Origin of the sequence: Bacillus sp. S4, from assembly GCF_040838205.1 — a bacterium.
GTDB classification, from domain to species: Bacteria; Bacillota; Bacilli; order Bacillales; family Bacillaceae_G; genus Bacillus_A; species Bacillus_A cereus_U.
Window position 1 is genome coordinate 1 of the sequence record NZ_JBFPJI010000487.1, and the last position, 1,703, is coordinate 1,703.

Here is a 1,703-nt window from a genome sequence, read left to right on the forward strand (position 1 = left end):
CATTTCGTATTCATATGATAATAAATATAAACTTTCTTCTACTACGTTCGGATAGTACGAAATCCCCAAATCTTTCGCTAATTCTTCATAAAAAACACCTTCTCTTAATCCTTTTTTACTCAATATAAATGCCGGTGCCTCTATAACGTTAACAAGCATATGAAAGACTTCGACTGCTGGAATAATTGTATCTGCTCGATCTTTTGCTAACCCCTCCATCTTTTGAAGCTCTATGAACGACAATTCTTTTAATTCCTCTTTTACATGTTTAATATCTTCTTCTTTCATTTTGTATAAATGTAATCCAGCTATAGGATAACAAATTAAATTTTGATGGATTTTCACCATATTCCTCGCACTCCCCCCAATTGCGATAAGGGGTAATTCTTTATCGATTAACCATGGTAGCGTTCGAAATTGATACCATAAATAGTTTTTTATTCCCTCTAACTCTTCTGTAGTAGGAATATCACCTTGAATAAATTGTTGCTTTAAAGAAAGTGCTCCAAAAGGAAAGCTATGATATTCTAAAATTTCTCTATTTCGAAAGTATGTAACTTCTGTACTCCCCCCACCAATATCAACTGTAATTCCTTCTGAAAATGAAGTGGAATTCATAACTGCTAAATAACCGTAACGTGCTTCTTCATATTCTGATAAAACTCTAAGAGTAAAATCTGTTTGCCCTTCAACAAGTTTTTTAATTTCATCTTGATTCTCAGCCTGTCTAATTGTTGCCGTTGCAACGCAAAGTACATGATGTAACTTATGGAATCGTGTACTTTCTTGAAATTGAAATAATGTTTGTAATAATACTTCTATTCCTTCTTCACTTAATACACCATTTACTAAATAATTTCTTAACCTAGCGACCACTTTCGTATTTTCAATCTCTTTATAAAAACCCCCGCTTTGTTTTTCATAAATAACTAAACGCATTGTATTAGAACCAATGTCTATAATGGCATATTGTAGTTTTAATATTTCTTTCAAACTTCTCACTCTTTCATTATCAAATTTCTGAAACATATTCTATCACTATTATACAAAATAGTTGTTTTTTGTAACAATATTGCTTTAATATTGAAAATATATACAATTACTTTTTGCATATAATAAAAACCCATTTTATTTATGCTATAATAAGAAAAACTTGAAAGGAGATTCAATATGAAACCTTCACAACCCCAATCTCAATTACATAATCAACATTCTATTAATAGACTAGCTCAATCTATTTTCGTTGTGAATCGTCATGCTAAAGCTGCAACTAACCCTAAGTACTTATATTGGTTAAAAAAGACTGCTTTAGAACGCTTAATTACTGAAAAAAAGGCTATCAAAGAAGGATTACATTTTTCTAGAAATCCACGTTTTAGTCAACAACAATCCGATGTTCTTATACGTTTAGGTGATTATTTTTTCCATATCCCTCCTACGAAAGATGATTTTCGCACCCTACCGCATCTTGGTCACCTTGAATCCTCCTATCGAAATCCGAAAACAACCTTATCTTTAACAATAGCAAAAAAAACACTTCAAGATTATATTGGTCCTGAAGCATTAAAACAAGAAAAAAAATTAAACGAAGCAGTTCCATGGTATAGCCGTACCTATACAAAAAAATAAAACAGTTTGGCCCATATTAGGCCAAACTGTTTTATTTTTTATCTTCCTTAATTTTAATATTCGCTTGTTTATAG

The 1,703-nt window shown here is 31.1% G+C and carries 2 protein-coding genes; one reads left to right on the forward strand and one right to left on the reverse strand.

Annotated elements, in window-relative coordinates; genetic code table 11:
- On the reverse strand, positions 1 to 1,029 hold a 1,029-nt coding region (locus tag AB3X48_RS21890; RefSeq protein ID WP_483298832.1), incomplete at its 3' end, for a Ppx/GppA phosphatase family protein.
- 141 nt (positions 1,030 to 1,170) lie between these two features.
- Here AB3X48_RS21890 and AB3X48_RS21895 point away from each other — a divergent pair.
- The gene (locus tag AB3X48_RS21895) at positions 1,171 to 1,629 is read left to right on the forward strand and encodes a YkyB family protein (protein ID WP_002160666.1); all 459 of its coding nucleotides are present in this window, start codon (positions 1,171 to 1,173) and stop codon (positions 1,627 to 1,629) included.
- Positions 1,630 to 1,703: the final 74 nt, after the last annotated feature.